The organism is Psychrobacter sp. GTC18467, assembly GCF_055397455.1.
In genome coordinates, this window is sequence record NZ_AP038920.1 from 13757 (window position 1) to 32733 (window position 18977).

Here is an 18977-nt window from a genome sequence, read left to right on the forward strand (position 1 = left end):
CTCTTATCAATACGTTAAAAGCTAATGCGTAGGTTTGCCAAACGCTTTTTCATCAAGCTCTTGAATCAATTCAAATGGGATTTGCCATTGAATCCGACCGTAAGTTGACGCATCCTCTGCCCCACTTGGCGCTATTCCGCGTAAAAAGACGTATTCAACCGCGCCTAGATATTTGGTTTCGTTTCCTGAATAGTCTTTTAGCCGCAGCTTTAAAAACCGGTGCAGCGCCACTTGATAAATAGCAGCTTGTAACCAGTAACCCGCTTTGTTCATCGCCAGCTTAAGATGCGTGTCGTCGTAATGCGCTAGGCTGTCGCCTAAATAATTGCTTTTATAATCCACCACAAAATACTTGCCGCCAAACTCATAAACTAAGTCAATCTCGCCGCGCAAATAACGATAAATATGCTCAGCGCTTTGCTGGGTTAATTGGATGTGTTTGTCTGGCTCATCGGGCAAATATTTTTCAAATAATGTACTGATGGCTGAGGGCGTAAAATTTCCTGACAGTCCCATGTTAAAGCTCATCTCTGCCATTCTCTGACGGCTATCAATTTGGCAAAGTGCTTGACCGGACGCGAGCAGCGGCGCTTTTAGCACGTCATCTATCCAGTGAATTATCGCGTTATGATTGACCCCTAACGCGGCAAGCTCGTCTTCTGACGGCTCAACGATTTCTTCAACTTCTGGCATAGGGTTTTGCGGTTGCTCAGCTTGTTTTTTTGCCAATTGCTGCTGCTTTTCTAACTTTAACAACTGCCATTGATTGTCACCGCTGGTATAAATAACAGGCAGTTGATACTGTCGGACGCTGTGGTCAATAATTTTTGACCAGTTTTGCGGTTGCTGAAAGTCAATTTTTTCAAAAATCTTATGCAAAAACGTTCCGGCATTGGCCCCTTTAACAAAGCGAAAGCGGATATCGTCGCTCATAATTTGATGTATCTCCGGCGCGGCATTAGCATTGGCATGAATTTCACTTAGGCTATTTGTTAAATCAAGCTCATCTTCAATCGCATCATCAACGACGGCAAGCGCTTGGCTTTGGGCGCTGAGTTGCCGTGATAACGCAGTGAAACTGGTCTTTGCCCAACCTTTAAAAAAATGGTCTTCAATTTGACTATAAGCATCGTTGTAATCGATGAGAAAATAATCCGGCTCGGATGTGTCTTTTGCCGCGTTTTTTGGTTTGGGATCAGCTTTTTGGCGCGACATCACCGCTTGAACGTGCTCGGCAATCACGTCATAATTGACCCAACCCACTACGGGCGCTAGACGTTCAGGTAAGCTAAACTCTTTATCGTCACAATCAAGCCAAGCGTTTAATGGCTTTCGTTCAATGTCACGGCGGGTACTTGCGTCTTGGAGGACGATATAAAGCTGCTCACTTGCCCGCGTAAAGGCCACGTAAGCAAGCCTCCTGCGCTCCTCATAGTTTTCTTGGGATTCAAATTGGGCGTAATAGTCGCTTAACTCTTCTTTATCGCCTTTAGCTGACTTGGAAAACTTGCCAGCGCTTGCCGACAGCCGCCGCTTACTTAAACGCTCGTCCGTGATATTTTCATCATCAAACAAATAAAGCGTTGTTTTATTACTGGCTTTTTTACTGGCAGCGCCCATGCCGATGACGTAAACGATAGGAAATTCAAGACCTTTGGACTTGTGAATGGTCATGAGCTGAACGCCTGAATCCGTTGGCATCGGCTGCTGCTGCGCCCAATCAGGAATCGTTTTGATATGAATGTGTTTTTTAAACCAAGTGATCAGCTCAAATTCGCCAATATGCATGCCGAATTGTGCCAAAATATCCAATAAATGCCGTAAATCAATCAAGTATCGCGCGCCGTCAGGAAGCTTTGCCAAATTTTCCCAAACGCTTGGTTTAAAAGTTTCAACCGGTTGCCGCTTATCTTTTTCTTTATCCTCAAACGGATTTTGCCCAAGTGCGAAATGCAGCGCCGACAAAATACCGCCGTGTTGCCAGTGCGCGGCGGCGGTTTTTAAATAGTCCTGAAACTGCTGATAGCGCTTTTTAAGTGCCAGTGTGCTGCTATCTTGCTCTGTGCTCTCGCTTTGTTCCAAGCTTTGCATCATCGTTTGCACATCAAGCAAGCTAAGCTGATAAAAATGACTGGTCAACACGCGGTTCACCACGTCGCGCTTTTGCGGTCTGAGCATCGCCTCTAGTAGCGCCAACAAATCAGCGGCAATCACCGTATCAAAAACGTTGACCTCGCTTGTTTCAAACGTTGGAATGCCGAGCTTGTTGAGCATTCGCTCAACTTGGCGCAAGTCGTCTTTGGTATGACCAAGAACGCCGATATCACTTGGCACAATTGGGCGATTTTCAATAGTTTGGTGACTTGCTAATAATTGAGCAATATGAACGGCGGTCAATTCAAATTCTGAAAATATCGTGCCATTTTGCGGTTCAGGCTGATTGGGCAGATGAATAATGCTGACCGGATGGCTCGAAAATAGCGTTTCGGTGGATACGTTTTGCTGATTAAACGTAACCTCACTGGGCACTTGCTGCCAAGACAGCCTGATGTCTTTATTCGCTGCGCTGATATGATGATAAAAAATTTCCTGACCAAGCCCCGCCAATGCGTCATAGCAATCGCTATCGCCGATGCTCATCTCAAGCATTGGTCGACCAAACCAATGATTCAGCGCGGTAATTAAGCGCTCGTTTGAGCGCCGGTTAATATCCAAGCTCATTCGCTGATTTTGGCTAAAATGGCGCTTCATCGCATTGTAGTTTGCCACATCGCCGCCGCGAAAGCCGTAAATTGCTTGCTTCGGGTCGCCAACTAATAATAAAAAGCCTTTTTTATTGGGTTTATCCTCGCCTTTATTGTCCTTTTCTTGTTGCAGATAAATGCGCTCAATCATTTGCGCCTGCTCGCCGTTGATGTCCTGCGATTCATCAATCAATGCTACCGGATAATGATGACGGATATAGCGGGCAAGCTGATTGCCGTGAGTCCCTGCCAGCGCTTGATTGAGCCGAACCATTTGTAGCGCAAATGTGGTCTCGCGGCGCGCCTCTAAAATGGCTGGCAACTTTTGGCGGACGCGTTGGGCAATGTCAAAGTTCAGTTTGGCTTTGAGCTGTTCAAGATAAGTTTCAATGTCAGCGCTCACTTTGGCAAGCTGATTAAGCACTTGAATAAATTCAATTTGGCAAAAGGCTTCACGCTCGCTTTGATTAGATTTATTGAATAGCTTTCCTGCAAAAACCTCAGGAATTTTTTGATAAACCGCCGTTGCCGTATCATCTAAATGATAAAAAAAGGTCATTCCAAACTGCTTTGCCGCAGCTTGAATTTGCTGAACCGCGTCAAAGTTGGTATAAAATTTCCCTCTTGCACTAAAGCCTTTTGCCTTTCGATAATCTTGGTCAAAGTAAGGCGCAATTTCAGTCAACTCAAGATTTGCAAACTTAGCTGCTAAATCAGCAAATGCTTTGATATCAAGCGTATTATCAATATAAACCGGCTCAATCGGCGTTGAAAAAAACTGCAATGCTCTTGCCGCTGTATCCTTATAATCACTTGGCGCAATCATTTTTCCTGAATGCTCAATCAGCTGATAAATTTCAGGAAAATTGCTATAAAGGTGCGACTGATAACCGCGAACGTGGTCGTGAATGATATTATCAATCTCGATTTGCTCATTTTCGCTGATTTTGATGCCGGACTGGTAACCCGTTTCGGCGCTAAATTCTGACAGCCACTTTTGCGCAAGGCTATCAAGCGTCCCCACAAACAGCTTATCAAGCGTGGTTAGCACCAAGCGGCAGCGGCGAATGGCGTCCATCAACGGATAAGTGGTCACGTTATCGAGCAAAAAGGCAATCAAATGCGCGTTAATCGGGTCGCCAAATAGCGAATCGAACCCTGAGCGTTTGGCTTCCTCGTCAAGCCAAGATTGGCGTTTTTCTTTAAAAGTTGCAATTTTTGTTTTGGATAACTTTTGCGCGTTGAGCGGATAAGCCATGTGCAAAAAAAGGATATCGTTCGTCGCCTCATTGCCTTGCAATTTATTGAGCCAAAGCAGCAACTGATAAAAGTCTTTTAAGCGGGCGTTAATCCGCTCGCGCATTTCCGCTGCTGCTGCCCGCGTAAAGGTGGTTGCGATGATGTGCTCAGGGGCGCGGCGAGCTTCAATAAGTAGCCGAAGCACGATTCCGGTAAGCGTCCATGTTTTTCCTGTTCCGGCGGAGGCTTCAATGAGATATTGACCTTGCAAGGGTACGCGAACGGCAGGCGGCGCGCCGTCCTGAGTATTTGCCGCGCTATTTACGCTGTTTACCGGATTTTCTGCATCATTGGCGGCGGTTACTATAGGGTCGTCAAAGCCGGCTAAATCATCATTGATGGCGGAGTGAAACATAAAAAATCGCTTGGAATTGGGTAAAAAAAATAAAATTGCTAATCGTGCTTAATAAGGCTTGCGTTCATCGCGCCAAACAATACCGGAGATAACGTCGGCAGCACATTTTTAAGCGCCAAAAAGGCATCTTGCGATTGCAAAATATATTGCCAAAGCTCATGCTTTGAGCAGCTGTCATAAATCACATCGCTACCAAAACTTGGTGCAAACCAGCTTGAGAAGTCTTTACGCTGCAGCTGATAATCTAGAGTCTTTTCTAACTGCTTTAAATACTCTAGCGCAAATTCTGGCAAAATCGCCATCGGAACTTGACCGGCAAGCTCACTAAAGCGAACCCATTTTAGCAGCTCAGTAAGTGCGGCATCATAAGCAATTGGCGCTAATGAAAAAACTGTGCCATTACTTGAAGGCTTAAAGTTCCAAATACTTTGACCGTCGTTTAATACCACTTGCTCAGGCGTGGTTTTTCGCGAAACCTGCCAAAATAAATGCATGAGCCAAAATTTTAATAAATGCGGTGCTCGAGCGTTATTTGGCAACATATTGAGCCAAAGGCTTGGCGAGGCTTCCAAACTTATCGGTGCAATGCCTTTTATCGTCAAACTATCTGAGCTATTTAGCCCAACAGTGGGAACGCTTGCAATGGTTTCAGCGGTTGGGGTAATCAGCGCTAGACTGCCATCAATGGTGATTTCGCTCATCGGATGACAGGCGCTAATCTCAAGCGCTGTTAGCGATTGCAAAAACGCTTGGCAGCGCTTTTTAAGGGCAAGCTGCTGCAACGTTAATGTTGATTGCCGAGCGACTCCTGCCGGCATCACCGGATGGTAAAGCAATTCTTGAGCATCATTAACGGTCGCAGTTTTACTTATCCCTTGATAAAGATTGCTGATTAACGTGTCATTAATCGCGTAAGCGCCCAAGCCATCAAGCGCTAGCGGCTCTTGATTGGCAATATCCTCACTTGGCAGCACGATATGAACGTTTTGATGGCGTAAAAAATGCTTTGCCGGATGGCGAACTTGCAAATAGAGATACTGTAAATCGACGTGGGAGACGTCAATGATGGGCTTATTAACAACAGTCTTATTTTGACCTAAGATTTGCTGAGCAATGGCTTGATACTCGCAAGCCGTCGGTAGCGTGACAATCGGCGCTTTGTCGCCATTAGGCTTGACTTGCAAGCGCTCAAAGACATTTTGCCAAACCTTTGCAGGAGCGGTGCTTTGTTTTTGTGCTAATTTTTCATTTTGCATGGCGCGGTCTAAAATCGCAGCGGTGCTAAGCCCATCGCTATGAGGGTCAATATTGGGCGCTAAAAACACCTCATCGGCAAACGGCAGCGCCGGATGCTGAGTGACAAACCATTTTTCAATCAATTTTCCCATTTGCCGCTGAACGTCATCATCAATAACCGTATCGGTTGCCAATTGCGACCATTGCCAATCAACCTCTCCTTGCAAAAATTGCAGCAATTCACTGACAGGGTTTGCCGGCAGGTGCTCATAAGCGTCGGTCACACGCTGACCATTATAAAATATCCAACAGGCACTGCGAGCGCACAATAGCGCATCTAAAAACGCGCCGTTGTCGTCGTCCTCGCTCAACCTATCGCCGCGCCGCGAGCGACCCGCTTTCATCAAATCATAGCGGTTGTCGCGGTCGCGGTTTGGAAACTCCGCCAAATCCATATTAAGCATCACCACCAGCCCAAACGGCACGTTTCGCAGCGCGCCGAAGCGACCAAAAGTAATCACGCCGGTCGGCTCAGCACTCACTTGCTGACTTTCAAGCTCGTCCTCGATGCTGTCTAAAATAAAGCTTAGCTTAAGCGGTAAGGTGCTAACTTTTGACAGTTGCGCCTCAACGGTTGCTGCTGATTGCGCCGAATAACTTTTGTAGCGTTTGTATTGACCGTTCGCGCGAAGGCTGCCCTTAAAACCGTTCATCGCTTTAAATACGGTTCGCATGGCGGGCGTTTGGTCAAACTTACCAAAATACAGGTGGATAATGTCTTCTTCAATGTTAGCAAGCCAATCTTCAGCTTTTTTACGCTTTTGATACTCGTTTCGGCAGTGATTTAGCCCCGAGTGAATCCGGCAAAGCGCTTCAATAATCGGCGCATCATCAAGGCTGATAGACGATATCGGCAAGGTTTTTTCGGCAAGGGCATCGTCGCGCCAATGATCAGGATATAAGCAGCCGGTCATTCCCGCCTCAGGCATGACCAGCCCAAGCGCGATCTGGTCAAGCGCAAACGCAAAGCTAAAGCGATAATCGTAATCCTTGTTATTTAAAAACTGCTGTAAATGCGCCTCGTCAAAACCACGGATAAACCCTGCCTGTAAAAGCAAATCACAGCCGCGGCTCATTTGCTCATGAGTGAGCCCCAAGCTTTCATAAAGCGGAGGAAGCATTAGCCAATCAAGAACGCTTGCCGCCTCAAAGCGCGCGCTATCACTGCCAAGCAGCCGATAAAAGCCGCTGATTGCCTCCCAAAGCTGACGGATGGTTTTGTCCACCACGCCGGTGATTTTTGCAGGCAAGGTTAAGCCATCTTGACCTTGACCGCTGACAAACACCGAGCTGATTAAATCATAATGGCGCTCAACGTCCGGAAGTAAAACCACGATGTCTGATAAATGGCGCTTGCTACCGTCAGGATTTTTTTCGTTCAGCCAGCGCCCAATCATGCTTCGGAGGACTTCAAGCTGACGCTGCAAACTGTGGCAAGAGTGAATACTTAGGCTATTATCAAATTTGGAGAGTGCCCATTTTCGGGTTGGTACGTGAAATTTTTGGCTTAAGAATTTGTCACTCAGTTGGTTGTCATCGTCGTTGTCATTGTCATATTTACCATTACTTAGGCTATTTTCTAACGGTTCGTCATCTGCTAAATCAAGCGCCAATTGCGCGCCAATCGCTGAGCTTAGCTTTGATACGGTTGCTTGCTGAGTGGCGCGCTCATCAAGCATCAAAACGTCTTGTTGCAACTGCGCCAGTAAGCTTAGCGGCGGCTTGGTTTCATCAGCACTGTCATTAATATCAAAATCAGCAACATCAAAGCGGTTTTGCCAATTGAGTTTAAAATCATCGTAATATTCGTTTCCTGATAAATTGGCAAGCATAGCAAAGGTTTCGCGCGACTGTTTGCCAAGACGGGATAGCAGCGTATGACCGTAATCACTTAAAAACACGCTTTCAGGATTGATGATTTTTTGGCGCTGAAGCCACTGTTTATCGACAATATCCGCCCAAAATAACCGCGACGGATTATAATGCAGCAAAGTGATGTCCATATGGTTTGATAAGCGGTATAAAAAATCAAGCTCATTTTGCGGCAATTGCTGAATGGTGAAAATGTGCAATTGTCGTGGCAAAAGCGTGCGAATATTAAGCGCATCCCCTGCCAAATTATCTTCAATCAACTGCCAAAACCGCGCCTCAATCGCTGCTCGGTGCTGATAAACCGGCGCAAAAAGCAGCTCCCACAAATAACGCTGAGCTTTCTCAAGCTCAGAATAATGCGCCACAAGCCAATCCGGCGTTGGCTGAGCGTCTTTATCAAAGCGCAAACCTAGCTCATCTTTTTCGGCAATGAGTGCGGAAACGTCAATCTCTTTCCCCACTGACCAATCGTCAAGCCAATCCTCGCGGTGGGTCAAGTAGCGCCCAAACACCCGCGCAAAGTCGGTGGCAAGCGACCAAAGCCGAGCTTCTTTTTGACTGTCGTCTGAATTAGCATCCAACAGCGGCGCAACAATGGGATGCAGCGCGTGCTCAGGATTATCCAAAATATCAAAGCGATAATAGGTAAAATAACCAAACAGCCGCCACTGCATGACCGCGCCTGTCAGCACTGCCACTTCAGGAACGCTAATTACCTCATACTCACGACTGGTCTGCTCAAGATACTGATTATACTTGGCAAGCACCTTTTGCATCAACGTCCACTGATATTGCCCCCAAAACTTGGTCGTCACCAGCGTGCTGATGCCAGCTTTAGTGGCAATTGATTTGTCCAACCAATCGCCGAGCACCATCGAGGGCACAATCACCACAAATTCTTCAAAAATCGGCACGTCTTTGCTTTGGTAGGCGGTTAATAACTGCTCAACCAAATACTCGGTTCGGTGCGATTGAATAATGTTAAACATACTCTGCCACTTAATACGGTGAAATCAGCCATCGTTTGCTTTGCAAAGGTCGTGCTAAATCAATAATTCTGCTACTATAAAAAGGCTTTAGTTTGCCACTGATTTTACAACTTTACCAGTTATCCCCCAAGCTTTGCGCCACTTAAACGACATATGGTGTCGCATTATTTAAATTAAAGGTTGTCAGGAGAAAAAAAATGAGTCAGCCTTTGCGACCGATTGATGCCATTTTTGTTCATTTAAAGGGGCGATTTTATGTAGTTTATCACCGCGGAACGCTTTGGCAACTGCCAAGAATGAAACTTGATAGGACAGCTTGGCAGCATAAAAAACCCTATTTGGGCGACAAAAATGCGCTATTTTTAAGCCGTCAGCAAGCCGTTTTGGACATCAATCTTGCAAAACAACTGCGAACTTTGGAACTTCCTGCTGCCATTCAAGGGGCAGCGCTGCCAAAATTTGAAGCTTGGTGGCAGACTCATGGCTTTTTTTGGCTTAAAGACAGCTTGCAAAAAGGAACGGTAGCCCTTGCCAGCAACTCATCAGCTTTAGCGATTAACCGCCCCGCCGAAATGCAAAATAATGACCACTCCATCAATCAACCAACATTAGCGAAAAACAAAGCACCCGTGCCGCCGGCAACAGTAGAAGATACTATTTTTGCTGATATGCTTGCAGATTTAACCGATGAGGTGTTGAATCAACAGCATTGATTTTCTAATAAAGGTTATTTGTGATGAGATTGAGCAGTCAATTATGAAAGGTTTTGCTATTTTAAAGATTACCCTTGCGCTGTTAGCAACAATTTTGCTTGGAGCATTTGCTTGGCTTTGGTACAACAACCAAAAGCATATCGACCCCCTTCCGATATTGACTTATGACCCAAAATCAACGGTTCAAAATGAAGCGTTGCAAAAAAAGGCTATAGATACTGCGGTTATTATTCAAGCCGACCGCGCGCTAAAACCTGCCCTTGACGAGGTGCTATCGCGCTTCAATCAGCGTTTCCCTGATTTAACTCTGAATATTCATTACGTTGATCAATCCCAAGTCTTGGCTGTCAAAAATCAAACCCAAGCACCCATTGACCTTATTATCAGCAATCAACATATCTTGCCGAATCAACTTAAAGCTATGCAAACCGTCATTGACAACGATAGGGCAAAAAATGAAACTGCGCAAACGCTAAGCCCTTTTGGCTTTGCACTTGTCTCAAACCAAGCCATCGATGGCGTAATCATAACGGACAATCCAATTGCAACGCAATTTCGCAACTTTTTAATTTCAAGCATAGGGCAAGAGATTTTAGCGCGGCACGGCTTTAACAGTATCGATAATTATAAAAATCAAGTGGATGATTTATTCAATCCTAAAGTGGATATCAACTCTAAAAGTAATACGGCGCTGGATTTAGAAGGGGTGCTCGAAGATCGCAGATAATGAGCTTAAGATTGCAATTTTTTGTGCTTTTTTTTACAATAACCACTCGCGCCTATAGCTCAACAGGATAGAGCAGTTGCCTCCTAAGTGACCGATCGGGGTTCGAGTCCCTGTGGGTGCGCCAGAATATATGACGTTAACTGCCGATAAGCTTTTGTAAGCCCCGCGCTGCAAGGGCTTTTTGTTTTTCTGAATTTTAATTAACTGCTTATTATTAATAGTATTTTTAGTGGGTTAATAAATTTTTGAAGGTGTTCCATAATATCAGTTGAATTTAATTAGCAAAACTATCAAGCCATAATTTTAAGCCTTCTATATCAAATACTTGCGCGCCATAACCTATATTAATTAGGTCATCTGGTAAATACTCGTCAAATTTTTCAATCATTTTATTGGGTACATTTTTAGCAAGCTCAGTTGCGGTAGGTAGTGGGTTATTAGCCAATTTCTGCAAAAATTGATAAATTTGGAACGACTCTGTTTTATTAATACAAATGACACCGGCATAGGTTTCAACGATAAAGTTGTCTCGTATAAGTAGTGCTTTTAGCGTATTGACAACCTTATCGCCAAGCCACATAAAAATATAGCTGTTACCATCTTTTTCTACAACGGGCTTACTGATTAAATCGGATTTGTTAAAAGCCTCTATACTTTCTAAAAACAACTGTCTTGCTGTCGCATCAGCAAAATCTAATTTCTGCTCCCCAACTTGAATACGGTAATCCCCTTTTCTTAATATATCATACATTTCTTGACGTACTCGATCATGAATTGACATTCCACCACTGCCAAAAGCTGGAGGCTTGCCGCCGCCTTTAACCCGGCTGACATCAACGACTTTTTTATCGATATCAACGCTATTTACTTGCCAGCGTTTACCACCAAAAATGATATATTGCTCAGGTAACAACATAGTTTCAACCGGCAAAGTGCCAAGCGTTTTATTGCCCGCCACGATGCGGTATTCTTCAGGAGTTTTAAATACGGCATAAAATGTATAATGACTGACAAGACGCTCGCCAACGATATCCAGTACCAACTGATTGCTACTTAATTGGGTAATGAGCTGCGCCTCTCCCATTTGGATAAGCAGGGATTTAAAGTGCGCGGGCAGGATTTGTTGAAAAGGACCTTGTTTACATAGCAATATATAAAGCTGATCAGCACGAATACCGCCCCACTGACCAATGGTTGCCAGTACTTGATGCAATAGTGTTGAGAAGTGATATAACCGCATATCTGCAGGTTCAAACCACTTATCAACAATCAAAAGCCTTATCATAGCCAAAGACTGAATCAGCTCAAGGCGTAAACTATCGGTAAGGCTACTGTCCTTATCGATTTCTTTTTCAGTAATCAGCATTCTAAGTACTGCTGAGCCGCCGCGCCTGCCTGAACGCCCAAGCCGTTGCCGAAGGCTTGCCACCGAATGCGGTGCTGTTACTTGAACTACCGTGTCAACCTTGCCAATATCAATCCCAAGCTCCAAGGTCATTGTACATACCGCAGTGGTTGGTAACGCCTCTTTTTGCAGTCGTTTTTCCAAGTCTTCTCGTAGCTCCTTTGATAACGAGCCGTGATGCGGAAAAAACTCATTTGGGACAATATTACGCTCGCATAAATCGCTAAGCTCTGCTGCTATCGTTTCGGTACGCTTTCGGCTATTGGCAAACACCAGATGATTGCCGCCTCGGCACAATCGATATAGATCAGCGCAAACTTTTGTTTCAGCAGAATAAGGATATTGAATAGCAATGTTTTTAACATCGTTATTAATATCTTCAGAGTCTGACCCAAGCTCTAACTGGCTTGGTTCTATATAGCCTTTTATTTGAACCTTGATGCTCGCTTTTGCTCCGCTGTCCTTTATAATAGTGCAAGGTAATGACTGATTCGGTCTTAACGATTGCGGTACGCTTTTTAAATCCCCTAAGGTTGCGCTTAAAGCAACCCTTGGGATTGGAGAATCTAAACGCTCAGTGACATGCTCAACTCGCGTCAGCAGCGATAATAAATGCTGACCACGCTCACTGCCTAAAAAAGCATGAAACTCGTCAATCACAATGTATTTTAGCTGACTAAACGCTTGTTTCACCCAGCCTGAATCCCGAATAAGTAACGATTCAAGTGACTCAGGAGTAATTAAAATAATTCCTGACGGCGACTTTTTTTGTTTGTTTTTTTGGCTTTGTGAACTATCGCCATGCCATGGGGTTACTTGTAAATCAATCAGCTCAGCTAGGCTTTCAAGCCTGCGATATTGGTCATTAATCAAAGCCTTTAGCGGACTGATATATAAGATACCAACGCCGCTATCAGGATTTTGTTTGGTATAGCCTTGTGATTCAATAAGAGCGCTACAAGCGGGCAAAAAAAAGGCTTCTGTTTTGCCCGCAGCAGTTGCGGCACTAATAAGCACATCCGTTGCTCCAGTCAAAATCGGCGCAACCGCTTTTGCTTGCACTTCGCGCAATCCGCTCCAGCCTTGGTTAAATATCCAGCGCTGTATTTTATAATCAAGCTGAAGGTGAGCGTCTCTCAAAACTAGTCTCTTATTTTATAAATATTATCAAAAGCTTATAACCTAAAATCAGCAAGCTCGTCATCTTCATCCAGCACGCTCATTTCAATATCCATATCAGAGGGCATCTCAGGATCGATAGTCACGGAGTTAATAAGCTTATCCCATGATATATTTGGATTTTGATCAATGACCGCCAGCATATCTAAAAACGCTTTAATGGTATTTCGCGGTGTTCTAAAATAAGCATCGCCAATCGTTCGGCTACAATGCTGCAAAAAACTCTGTAAGGCGTCATCAGGAACTAAATATTCATCGCTATCACCGCTTGCGTAAACGTGACGCAAGTTTTTTAGCAATATATACAATTCCTCTGGCGTAAGGCTTGCCAAGTGCAGCGCCGGCGAAGAATAGTCAATAACGCCTGCCTGCTTTGCAAAGCTGTTATCTGCAAGACGCGTTTGCAGCGCATCATAACTGTATAACCCTTTTCGCGGATCAAGTAAAAACTCAGGCGTTCCTCCTAATAAAAACCCTAGATGACTTGCCGACCCTTGCAAGCAGTCATTTAACATACGTAGTATTTGCTCATAGTTGGCTTGGCGGGCTTGGGTGCTATTAAGCTTATACAAATTCACCATTTCATCAAGATTAACCAAAAGCCCTTGGTAGCCGGCTTGCCGTACAAATAAGCTCATGAGTTTAAGCGCATCATAAAATGACGCATCAGATATGATTGTACGGACGCCTAAATCGCGTTTTGCATCTGTTTTGGTTGAATACTCTGCTCGAAGCCATCTGATTGCATTGGCTTTACGCTCATCATCTCCTGATTCATGACCCTGCCAATAAGCCTCAACCACTTGAGCAAAATCATAACCACCAACCAGTTCTGTCAATTCAGCCAATTTATACTGAATCACCTCGCTAACAGATTTATTGGCGGCATCTGCCTGCTTGCAAGCTTCGGTGATAAAACGCTCGACCACACTGGCAAGCGCATTGCCATCAGGCTTATTGCGAGTGGATAAATTACGCATCAGCTCTGAATATAAGTTTCTTGCCTGCCCATTTGACGCTTGGATACGCCTGTCAGGAGACAGATCAGCATGAGCTGTGACAAGCTTTCGTTCAAGCGCAATTGCTCTTACCACACTCAAAAAAAAGGTTTTTCCTGAACCATACTCGCCAATAATCAGTCGAAATGCTGAGCCACCATCAGCAATGCGCTCAATATCGTTTATTAGTGCCTTAAGCTCGTTGATTCGCCCAACTTGAATATGCTGAATGCCAACCTTAGGCGTGACACCGGCTTTTAGCGATTGAATAATGGCATCACGCTCTTTTGATCTTATTTTTTTACCTGTCATTACTTAACTTATCCTTTTTGATTTATCTGATTTATTGCCAATTAGGGTTCATCCAGAGCTTTTAGCTCCTCAACGATTTCAAAATCAACTAAGATGTCATCGTCATCTTCTAATACTGGGGCATCAACAAGATCATAAGCCCAATCGTTCACGGTTTCGATCGCCGCGTTCATCATTAAATTTAAAGACTGACATAACTTTTCAATCTCTTCTCGCGACCAGACCTCTTTATTGATAAGCTCTTGATAAAGCAGGCGATGACTATTATCAAGCCCGCCAACCACCTGCTCAGTAGCGATTTTCTCAGTAGCGATAGGCTCATTAACAATAGACCCATCCGCCTGATTGCTTGTCAAATCCTCTCGCTCAGGCTCATTTTTTATGTCACCATCGACTATAAATATATCAGCTAACATGGCTTTGGCATCGGTAGTTTCGCTTTCATACAAAGCCAGCAGCGCTTTATCAAAAACAAAAGGCTTATCGCACTGGTTTGCATCATTCTGACGACAAATATTCTCACTAACATCTTTTGGCGGTATAAAATTTCCCGATGCTGATTTTTTACTGCTCGTCATATGATGAATATCACTGACCACAGAGTTTTTATCAAGACCTAATAAAAGGTAGATTTTTTCAATCTGCTTAATTTGACTCGCAGCAAGATGACCATGAGCCAAAGCAACAGATAGCACAGATTGACCAATAACGCCAATTTGTTTGCTACTGATTTTATCAATATAAACTTTCAATCCTGATAAACTCGCCGGCGTGTTTAAGCACCACAGTAAATACGCTTTTAACGACGCTTTTTCTGTACTGATAAGCTGCTTGTCCTGATCAATCAGAAGTGACAGCTGATCTATAGCTTTGTTATCAATAGCACCGTCTACTCCGGCAACCATTACCCCAAGCCTTAGCGCCAAACTGAGTTGATAAAAATTGCTACTTGGCTCAAAGTTTTGACCATAACCGCCGCGAAATATAGCAACATGACCATCTGATTTTAGACCCGTATGGTAATATCTTTGGTCTGGGACGATACCAAATCCTGATCGCTTTGCTAAATTTATAATAAATTCGTTATGGTTTTTAGTCAGCAACTTAGGCGGTGTTGATTGAAACTGAAACGACAGTTTATCTATTTGACGCCATAACCTCTCAACGCTCATCAGTCCCTTATCTTTTAAAAGGATGGATTCTAACCACAAGCCAAACTCTTGTATGACGGGATATTTTTTTTGATAAGCTTGCTGATCCATAAGCGCATCTGGCAATAACAAAACGGCACCTAGGTCTGACTTAGCATGATCATCGCGACTTAGATAACGACTGTAGGCTTCCAAAGCGTCATTACATTGATCAGCAATAGCAATAAGCTTTTTGATAGGTGCTTTTAACCTACTAGGGTCTAGCAGATCATCAAGTGTCAGCTCAACATATCCAATGGATCGACTTGCCGCGTTATAGCTTATCTTCAATTTAGCTTTATTCGCAGTAACAAAAAACCCATCGGGATAATTTATTTGATATAAAGTATCAAATAAATCTTTAAATTCTGGCGCACAGCGCTTTGCAGGTGTTTTAAAAGTATAGCTATTAGAAAAAACAAGCCACTCCCAAGCTAAGGCGGCTGGAATAGGCTGCTCCAACGTCACTGTTTTTGCCAGTTTCATTTTGAACATTAAATGACTACTGCTCGTTGGCGGCGGTAAAATCCGCTGAGCTTGTAATTGCTTCTCAAATAGCGGCGAGCGCACAAGCGCCATAAATTCTAAAAATTGAGCAGTATAATTATAAAACGACGACTGATCGCCATAGAGTTTATTTAGCCGAAACACTTCATTATAAATGGCAATAAACTCATCATCCGTCACATCATTTTTACTAATGCTTTCAATCACTCGGCGCTCAAGACCGCTGAAGTAAATAAAGACATAACCGATCGGCGTGCTGGGGTGATTTCGGTTTGAAGCCAACCAATCTAAATAAGCGCCGCGGCACAATGCAGAAAGCTGACTATAGCTTGGCCAGTAACCAAGTGAATCATCACTATAATCTTTGCGGCTAGCTTTTGGCGAACTTGCTGGCAAGCGATCATCAACTAATGCTGGCTCAATCCCAAAACCGCTTAGCATCTCAAGTTTGCCGCCAAAATAAAAAAAACCATTATCAATTGTGCGATTATGAATGGTTATAGATTCATACGAGGTTATCCAGCGACCTTTTTTAGCTTTGGAAGAGCTTTTACGCTTCTCAGCTTTGCCAGAGGAAACAATAAAAGTGGCTAAATTATCTATATCATCCTCACTATCTAAAGAGCTTCCTTCTTGAGTATTTAGATAGTTTTTATAATCACGCTGATGATTTGTAGACGGCTTGATATCAGATGCTAAATCGATAAAGCTTGTAGATACCTCATCATTTTTAGCATCATATTTTTTCTTAAATAGCGCAAGCACATCATCAATAAAGCTATTCATGATCTATAATGATCCAATTTTTTGTTGAGCAGCAGGGTAATAATACAACAGCTGAATCATGATTTTTTCATCAGCAAGCCATCATGGCTCATTTTGTGCCATAGTGAAGCCTAGACAGCCATATTCATCGCCATTTTTACAAGCTAAATCAAACCATTTCATGGCCTCTTTCATATTGCGCTTCACGCCCCACGCTCTGGTATACATAATTCCTAAATTGCGCTGGGCGTAAGCATTATTTTGAGCCGCGGCTTTTTGAAATAGCGCATGAGCTTTGGCATAGTTTTGAGGCAGCGCTTTGCCTTCAAGATAAACAACGCCAAGGTTATTTTGTCCAAACGCTTCATTGTCATCGGCGGACTCTTGTAGCAGCTTAAGCGCCATTGAATAGTTTTGATCTACCCCTTGAGCGGCATAATAGGCATAGCCAAGACCCGCTTTGGCTAACGCATTTCCTTGATCAACTGACTTTTGATACCAGTGTGCTGCTTTAACATAATCCCGCTCAACGCCAAAGCCGTTTTCATACAGGTAACCTAGATTGCTTTGTGCGGCATCATTGCCTTGTATCGCCGATTTATTTATCCAATAAAATGCTTTGCTGTAATCTTGGTCAACGCCCATGCCTTTTTCGTAAAATTGACCAAGATTATTTTGAGCAGTGATGTTGCCATGATCAGCCGCTTTTTTATACCACTGTGCAGCTTTAGCATAATCCTGATTAACGCCCGATCCGGTTTCGTATAACACGCCGATATTGTTTTGGGCATCACTATTTTCTTGATCCGCTGCTTTTAAATACCACTGATAGGCTTGTTTAAAATCTTGTTTAACCCCTAATCCACTATCGTACAGCATAGCAAGCTGCAATTGAGCCGAATCATCACCTTGAACGGCGGCTTTAGTATACCACTCAGCCGCTTTGATATGGTCTTCATTAACGCCCAATCCCAACTCATATATAGCTCCTAAGTTATACTGAGCATCGGGCGAACCTTGCTCAGCGGCTTTTTTATACCAAAATATGGCTTTTTCTAGATCTTGAGGTACACCATTACCTTCTTGGTACATCGCCGCAAGCGTATATTGAGCACTGGCATAGCCTTGGCTAGCCAATGTTTGAACGCTTACTAAATTGGTCGCTTGAGCTGATATTGCTAAGCCAAACGCTGAAGTTAAAACGAGAACCTTCTTTAACACAAAATGCTTTAGCACCCTTAATTTCACGTTTTATCCTTAAATATTATAAACTAGCACAATGCTTCACAACCGTCTTTCATAATCAGCAAACATGAGCTCAAATTAACAATTACTTTGCTCTAAAATCATCAATCACCGCATCCCAATGCTTAAACTGCTTTGAAGTGATTAGCTTTCCTGTATTCTCATTAAAGGTATATCGAATGATTGGACTGCTATAAATGTCTTTTTTATTCACATAGTTGTAAAAGTGAATGTTGCTGTTGGTATGATGACCATAATCAATGTCGCTAAAATCTTCATCAGTTTCAACAAGAATAAAAGCGGCATCATATTGCGGTGCAATCATATAGTTGCCCTTTTTATCAATACTACCCCATTTAAGCTGACTGCCAACTTTACTACGAACTGGCGCTTGACCCTTAACAAAGCTTTCAACATCGTTAAATTTCAAACCAATGGCAGTGCTGCCATCCTTATTGATAAATCCCCATTTACCAGTGTCATAACCGCCGACCTGAACGGCAGCAAGACCTTCTGAAAAGTCCTTAACACCACTGTATTTAGGCGTGACCACGTAATTGCCGCGTGTATTAATAAAACCCCATTTATCAGTATCATAGACCGCTGCTAGACCCTCATGAAAAGAATTAGCCGCTGACCATTTAGCAGGGATTTTGATTTTGCCCGCTAAGTCAAGAAAGCCGTATTGAGGATTATTGCTATTGGTGCCATAAACCGCAAAGCCATCTTTATAGCCACTAATAAATGAGTATTTAATTGGCACCATCAGCTGACCTTTGGTGTCAATTGCGCCATAAAGGTTTCCATTGCCTGATCTGTCAAATTGACCGACCACCGCCCGACCCTCGCTAAAGCTTGAAGCGATAGGATATCTATAGGGGATAACAAGCTTTTGAGACTTATCCATAAACCCATATAAGCCGCCAAGTTCATCTTTTGGGTCAGGCTTATAAACTGGCACCAAGCCATTAGAAAAATATTTGACCTCTGAGATTTCAGAACTAGGCTCAACTGGATACTTAACAGGAATAACAAGCTTGCCTGCCTGATCTATATAGCCTACTAAAATAGTTTCGCCGCGCCAAGCGCCGACCTCAGCTAAGCCTTCGTGGTGATTACCACAAATCGAATATTTATTGCTTGGAACAACCACTTTGCCTGACTCATTTTTATAGCCGCAGTATTCGCTATTGCTGTCATAAAAAGGATGAAGCGCAGCGGTAGCCGTAACGCTGATAATAGATAACGCCAAAGCCGTTAGATAAATTTTCACTGTCTTGTCCTCAAAAACACAATTAAATACAACTATTGTTTGTTAGATTGGTAGCATACCATATAATAAAAAGCCCACCTATTAAAAGTTGGGTAAATATCTCTGAAC

9 protein-coding genes and 1 tRNA gene are annotated in these 18977 nt (G+C 43.5%); 3 read left to right on the plus strand and 7 right to left on the minus strand.

What is annotated here, in order from left to right:
• Positions 1–21: 21 nt before the first annotated feature.
• Together ACZ5XY_RS00065 and ACZ5XY_RS00070 are read right to left on the minus strand one after the other, a co-directional pair.
• Positions 22–4398: a UvrD-helicase domain-containing protein gene (locus tag ACZ5XY_RS00065; protein ID WP_464741801.1), complete on the minus strand. Its 4377-nt coding sequence runs from the start codon at positions 4396–4398 to the stop codon at positions 22–24.
• A gap of 38 nt (positions 4399–4436) precedes the next feature.
• A complete protein-coding gene (locus tag ACZ5XY_RS00070; protein ID WP_464741803.1) occupies positions 4437–8555 on the minus strand; it encodes an exodeoxyribonuclease V subunit gamma in 4119 nt (1372 codons plus the stop codon).
• Positions 8556–8752: 197 nt separating this feature from the next.
• Between ACZ5XY_RS00070 and ACZ5XY_RS00075 the strand changes: the two genes are divergently transcribed.
• The 3 genes from ACZ5XY_RS00075 (at position 8753) to ACZ5XY_RS00085 (ending at position 10119) form a co-directional block, all read left to right on the plus strand.
• Positions 8753–9268: a hypothetical protein gene (locus ACZ5XY_RS00075; RefSeq protein WP_464741805.1), complete on the plus strand. Its 516-nt coding sequence runs from the start codon at positions 8753–8755 to the stop codon at positions 9266–9268.
• A 43-nt stretch (positions 9269–9311) separates the two neighbouring features.
• Positions 9312–9995, plus strand: coding sequence for a hypothetical protein (locus ACZ5XY_RS00080; protein WP_464741807.1), 684 nt, complete (start codon positions 9312–9314; stop codon positions 9993–9995).
• A gap of 48 nt (positions 9996–10043) precedes the next feature.
• Positions 10044–10119 (plus strand) — tRNA-Arg (locus ACZ5XY_RS00085).
• A 150-nt stretch (positions 10120–10269) separates the two neighbouring features.
• On the opposite strand, the gene ACZ5XY_RS00090 is transcribed toward ACZ5XY_RS00085, so the two are convergent.
• From ACZ5XY_RS00090 to ACZ5XY_RS00110, 5 genes are all read right to left on the minus strand, one after another.
• Positions 10270–12540, minus strand: a complete 2271-nt coding sequence (locus ACZ5XY_RS00090) for a DEAD/DEAH box helicase (RefSeq protein ID WP_464741809.1) — start codon at positions 12538–12540, stop codon at positions 10270–10272.
• A 35-nt stretch (positions 12541–12575) separates the two neighbouring features.
• Positions 12576–13889: an ATP-binding protein gene (locus ACZ5XY_RS00095; RefSeq protein WP_464741811.1), complete on the minus strand. Its 1314-nt coding sequence runs from the start codon at positions 13887–13889 to the stop codon at positions 12576–12578.
• A gap of 41 nt (positions 13890–13930) precedes the next feature.
• Positions 13931–16372, minus strand: coding sequence for a tellurite resistance TerB family protein (locus tag ACZ5XY_RS00100; protein ID WP_464741813.1), 2442 nt, complete (start codon positions 16370–16372; stop codon positions 13931–13933).
• A gap of 81 nt (positions 16373–16453) precedes the next feature.
• The gene (locus ACZ5XY_RS00105; RefSeq protein ID WP_464741815.1) at positions 16454–17572 is read right to left on the minus strand and encodes a tetratricopeptide repeat protein; all 1119 of its coding nucleotides are present in this window, start codon (positions 17570–17572) and stop codon (positions 16454–16456) included.
• Between the two features lie 109 nt (positions 17573–17681).
• The gene (locus tag ACZ5XY_RS00110) at positions 17682–18869 is read right to left on the minus strand and encodes a WG repeat-containing protein (protein ID WP_464741817.1); all 1188 of its coding nucleotides are present in this window, start codon (positions 18867–18869) and stop codon (positions 17682–17684) included.
• Positions 18870–18977: the final 108 nt, after the last annotated feature.